Origin of the sequence: Chryseobacterium sp. CBo1, assembly GCF_001693475.1 — a bacterium.
Classification (GTDB): Bacteria; Bacteroidota; Bacteroidia; order Flavobacteriales; family Weeksellaceae; genus Chryseobacterium; species Chryseobacterium formosense.
In genome coordinates this window covers 1-5383 of the sequence record NZ_MAUH01000051.1, presented here as the reverse complement: position 1 = coordinate 5383, position 5383 = coordinate 1, and the positions used below count along the sequence as shown (strand labels likewise).

Here is a 5383-nt window from a genome sequence, read left to right as displayed (position 1 = left end):
ACAAACATACAATGGAGAGTTTGATCCTGGCTCAGGATGAACGCTAGCGGGAGGCCTAACACATGCAAGCCGAGCGGTATTTATTCTTCGGAATAGAGAGAGCGGCGTACGGGTGCGGAACACGTGTGCAACCTGCCTTTATCAGGGGGATAGCCTTTCGAAAGGAAGATTAATACCCCATAATATAATTGATGGCATCATTGATTATTGAAAACTCCGGTGGATAGAGATGGGCACGCGCAAGATTAGATAGTTGGTAGGGTAACGGCCTACCAAGTCAGTGATCTTTAGGGGGCCTGAGAGGGTGATCCCCCACACTGGTACTGAGACACGGACCAGACTCCTACGGGAGGCAGCAGTGAGGAATATTGGACAATGGGTGAGAGCCTGATCCAGCCATCCCGCGTGAAGGACGACGGCCCTATGGGTTGTAAACTTCTTTTGTATAGGGATAAACCTAGATACGTGTATCTAGCTGAAGGTACTATACGAATAAGCACCGGCTAACTCCGTGCCAGCAGCCGCGGTAATACGGAGGGTGCAAGCGTTATCCGGATTTATTGGGTTTAAAGGGTCCGTAGGCGGATCTGTAAGTCAGTGGTGAAATCTCATAGCTTAACTATGAAACTGCCATTGATACTGCAGGTCTTGAGTAAGGTAGAAGTAGCTGGAATAAGTAGTGTAGCGGTGAAATGCATAGATATTACTTAGAACACCAATTGCGAAGGCAGGTTACTATGTCTTAACTGACGCTGATGGACGAAAGCGTGGGGAGCGAACAGGATTAGATACCCTGGTAGTCCACGCCGTAAACGATGCTAACTCGTTTTTGGGTTTTCGGATTCAGAGACTAAGCGAAAGTGATAAGTTAGCCACCTGGGGAGTACGTTCGCAAGAATGAAACTCAAAGGAATTGACGGGGGCCCGCACAAGCGGTGGATTATGTGGTTTAATTCGATGATACGCGAGGAACCTTACCAAGACTTAAATGGGAAATGACAGATTTAGAAATAGATCCTTCTTCGGACATTTTTCAAGGTGCTGCATGGTTGTCGTCAGCTCGTGCCGTGAGGTGTTAGGTTAAGTCCTGCAACGAGCGCAACCCCTGTCACTAGTTGCCATCATTAAGTTGGGGACTCTAGTGAGACTGCCTACGCAAGTAGAGAGGAAGGTGGGGATGACGTCAAATCATCACGGCCCTTACGTCTTGGGCCACACACGTAATACAATGGCCGGTACAGAGGGCAGCTACACAGCGATGTGATGCAAATCTCGAAAGCCGGTCTCAGTTCGGATTGGAGTCTGCAACTCGACTCTATGAAGCTGGAATCGCTAGTAATCGCGCATCAGCCATGGCGCGGTGAATACGTTCCCGGGCCTTGTACACACCGCCCGTCAAGCCATGGAAGTCTGGGGTACCTGAAGTCGGTGACCGTAACAGGAGCTGCCTAGGGTAAAACAGGTAACTAGGGCTAAGTCGTAACAAGGTAGCCGTACCGGAAGGTGCGGCTGGAACATCTCATTTTAGAGCGTCTTATGACGTTAAACAAAATTAGTATCGCAAGATACAGGTACTTACTTAAAGAGAAGCTTTAGTTTTTTATTTGGTTGATATATAAAAATAAAACCCACTAGAAATTAGTAACAGGGACAGAGATACGGGATACGAGTTGATGGATACGGAACACGTAACCAAAAACACGAAACTCGGAACACAAAGAGTCTCGTAGCTCAGCTGGTTAGAGCGCTACACTGATAATGTAGAGGTCGGCAGTTCGAGCCTGCCCGAGACTACTAATTTTGAGTACAGGAGTTTGAGAGTATTAGAGAGAATGAGTTAACACTCAAACCCTCCCACTCACTCACTCGCAGACTCAACTAGAGGGGGAATTAGCTCAGCTGGCTAGAGCGCCTGCCTTGCACGCAGGAGGTCAAGGGTTCGACTCCCTTATTCTCCACCAAGTTACAGAAATGTAACAAGAACAGAAGATATTTAAAAAAGATCAAAGGATTATAGCCGATAGGGGCTAGATCATCCCGATTCATCGGGAAGGTCAAGGGTTCGACTCCCTTATTCTCTACATATTGTATGATGTACGAAAGTACAGCGTATAATGTACGAGGGTAATATAAGGAAATGTATACTACATAGTGACGGAGCCGTCATTACTACATTTTACATTTTACTTAAGTACAAGCATAAAGATCATTGACATTAACGGTAAAGACATCACAAAGAGAAAACCGAGCACTTATAAGTGCTTGAGTAACCTAAAAATAGGAAAGAAATCGTTAAGGGCGTATGGCGGATGCCTAGGCTTTCAGAGGCGAAGAAGGACGTGGTAAGCTGCGAAAAGCTCGGGGGATTGGCACACACGAATTGATCCCGAGATGTCCGAATGGGGCAACCCGGCATGTTGAAGACATGTCACCTCGTAAGAGGAGCAAACCAGGAGAACTGAAACATCTAAGTACCCTGAGGAAAAGAAATCGAAGAGATTCCGTAAGTAGTGGCGAGCGAAAGCGGATTAGCCCAAAAGTCTTTATATATTTAGAAGAACGTACTGGAAAGTGCGGCCATAGACGGTGATAGCCCGGTATTCGAAAGGTATACATAGATGATAAATGAGTAGGGCGGGACACGTGAAATCCTGTCTGAATATGGGGGGACCATCCTCCAAGGCTAAATACTCCTGAAAGACCGATAGTGAACAAGTACTGTGAAGGAAAGGTGAAAAGCACTTCGAATAGAAGGGTGAAATAGAACCTGAAACCGTACGCCTACAAGCGGTCGGAGCACCATTAAGGTGTGACGGCGTGCCTTTTGCATAATGAGCCTACGAGTTAATTTTACTAGCGAGGTTAAGGACTTCAGGTCCGGAGCCGGAGCGAAAGCGAGTCTGAATAGGGCGCATAGTTAGTAGGATTAGACGCGAAACCTTGTGATCTACCCATGGGCAGGTTGAAGCTTTGGTAACACAAAGTGGAGGACCGAACCGGTTGACGTTGAAAAGTCTTCGGATGACCTGTGGGTAGGGGTGAAAGGCCAATCAAACTGGGAGATAGCTCGTACTCCCCGAAATGCATTTAGGTGCAGCGTCGATATATAGTTTATTAGAGGTAGAGCGACTGATTGGATGCGGGGGAGTCAAATCCTACCAATTCCTGACAAACTCCGAATGCTAATAAATGATGGTCGGCAGTGAGGGCATGGGTGCTAAGGTCCATGTCCGAGAGGGAAAGAACCCAGACCAACAGCTAAGGTCCCCAAATATATGCTAAGTTGAAGCAACGCGGTTGAACTGCATTGACAGCTAGGATGTTGGCTTGGAAGCAGCCATTCATTTAAAGAGTGCGTAACAGCTCACTAGTCGAGCGGTTCGGCATGGATAATAATCGGGCATAAGCATATTACCGAAGCTATGGATTTATAATTTATTATATCTGGTAGGGGAGCATTCTGTTTGCGCCGAAGCAGTATCGTGAGGTATTGTGGAGCGGACAGAAAAGAAAATGTAGGCATAAGTAACGATAAAGGGGGCGAGAAACCCCCTCACCGAAAGACTAAGGTTTCCTCAGCCATGCTAATCAGCTGAGGGTTAGTCGGGACCTAACGCGAACCCGAAAGGGGTAGTGGATGGACAATGGGTTAATATTCCCATACTTGCTCACACTAAAAAGGGGACGGAGTGACGTAGCTACTGGAGACTGACGGAATAGTCAAGGCCTAGCCTTCGGGCGAAGCTGCTGTAGTGAACTCGCTTCCAAGAAAAGCCGAAGTGAAGCAACCCGTACCAAAACCGACACAGGTAGTCGAGGAGAGAATCCTAAGGTGCTCGAGTGAGTCGTGGCTAAGGAACTAGGCAAAATAGTCTCGTAACTTCGGAAGAAGAGACGCCAACAGCAATGTTGGCCGCAGTGAAGAGGCCCAGGCGACTGTTTATCAAAAACACAGGACTCTGCTAAATCGAAAGATGCTGTATAGGGTCTGACACCTGCCCGGTGCTGGAAGGTTAAGGAAGGGCGTTAGCGTAAGCGAAGCGTTTGACTGAAGCCCCAGTAAACGGCGGCCGTAACTATAACGGTCCTAAGGTAGCGAAATTCCTTGTCGGGTAAGTTCCGACCTGCACGAATGGTGTAACGATCTGGGCACTGTCTCAGCCACGAGCTCGGTGAAATTGTAGTATCGGTGAAGATGCCGATTACCCGCAATGGGACGAAAAGACCCTGTGAACCTTTACTATAACTTCGTATTGACTTTGAGTAAGTAATGTGTAGGATAGGTGGGAGACTTTGAAGCAGGCACGCTAGTGTTTGTGGAGTCAACGTTGAAATACCACCCTTTACTTACTTGGAGCCTAACTTCTTTTAGAAGGACATTGCGTGGTGGGTAGTTTGACTGGGGTGGTCGCCTCCAAAAGAGTAACGGAGGCTTTCAAAGGTACCCTCAGCACGCTTGGTAACCGTGCGTAGAGTGTAATGGCATAAGGGTGCTTGACTGTGAGACCTACAAGTCGATCAGGTGCGAAAGCAGGACATAGTGATCCGGTGGTTCCGTATGGAAGGGCCATCGCTCATAGGATAAAAGGTACTCCGGGGATAACAGGCTAGTCTCCCCCAAGAGCTCACATCGACGGGGAGGTTCGGCACCTCGATGTCGGCTCGTCACATCCTGGGGCTGGAGAAGGTCCCAAGGGTTGGGCTGTTCGCCCATTAAAGTGGCACGCGAGCTGGGTTCAGAACGTCGTGAGACAGTTCGGTCTCTATCTATTGCGGGCGTTAGATGTTTGAGAGGGCTTGATTCTAGTACGAGAGGACCGAATTGAACAAACCTCTGGTGTATCAGTTGTACCGCCAGGTGCACCGCTGAGTAGCTACGTTTGGAAGAGATAAGCACTGAAAGCATATAAGTGCGAAACTCGCCTCAAGATGAGACATCTTTTAAGGGTCGTTGGAGATGACAACGTCGATAGGCTACAGGTGTAAAGTTGGTAACAGCATAGCCGAGTAGTACTAATTACCCGTAGATTTATAGCCTATAAGTGTTGCTTATGGCAATTGGCCAATAGCTATTAGCTAAAAGCCAGACGCCAACAACAAGCCTTATAAGTGCAATACTGGTTTTGCCTTTGTGATGAAATTTACCGATAAAATATTCGATATTCCGAATTTACAATTCAATATTCAAAATCTTGAATAAAGAATAAGGAATCCCGAATCATATACAACCTTTAGGGTGGTTTTAGCGGTGGGGCTCACCTGTTCCCATTCCGAACACAGAAGTTAAGCCCACCAGCGCCGATGGTACTGCGAAAGCGGGAGAGTAGGTCGCCGCCAGTTTTTTTACAAAAGTCTCATACATGTATTTGTATGAGACTTTTTT

At 47.4% G+C, this 5383-nt stretch carries 3 tRNA genes and 3 rRNA genes; all 6 read left to right on the top strand.

The features are described from left to right. Positions 1-8: 8 nt before the first annotated feature. Positions 9-1525, top strand: a 16S ribosomal RNA gene (locus BA768_RS17730). Between the two features lie 195 nt (positions 1526-1720). Then, positions 1721-1794 (top strand) — tRNA-Ile (locus BA768_RS17725). 90 nt (positions 1795-1884) lie between these two features. Continuing rightward, positions 1885-1961: transfer RNA gene (locus tag BA768_RS17720), tRNA-Ala, on the top strand. A gap of 44 nt (positions 1962-2005) precedes the next feature. Next, a tRNA-OTHER gene (locus tag BA768_RS21355) sits at positions 2006-2081 on the top strand. 201 nt (positions 2082-2282) lie between these two features. Then, a 23S ribosomal RNA gene (locus tag BA768_RS17715) occupies positions 2283-5037 on the top strand. Positions 5038-5232: 195 nt separating this feature from the next. Then, positions 5233-5340: ribosomal RNA gene (rrf, locus tag BA768_RS17710) — 5S ribosomal RNA — on the top strand. The 16S, 23S and 5S rRNA genes sit together here with 3 tRNA genes alongside, the layout of an rRNA operon. Positions 5341-5383: the final 43 nt, after the last annotated feature.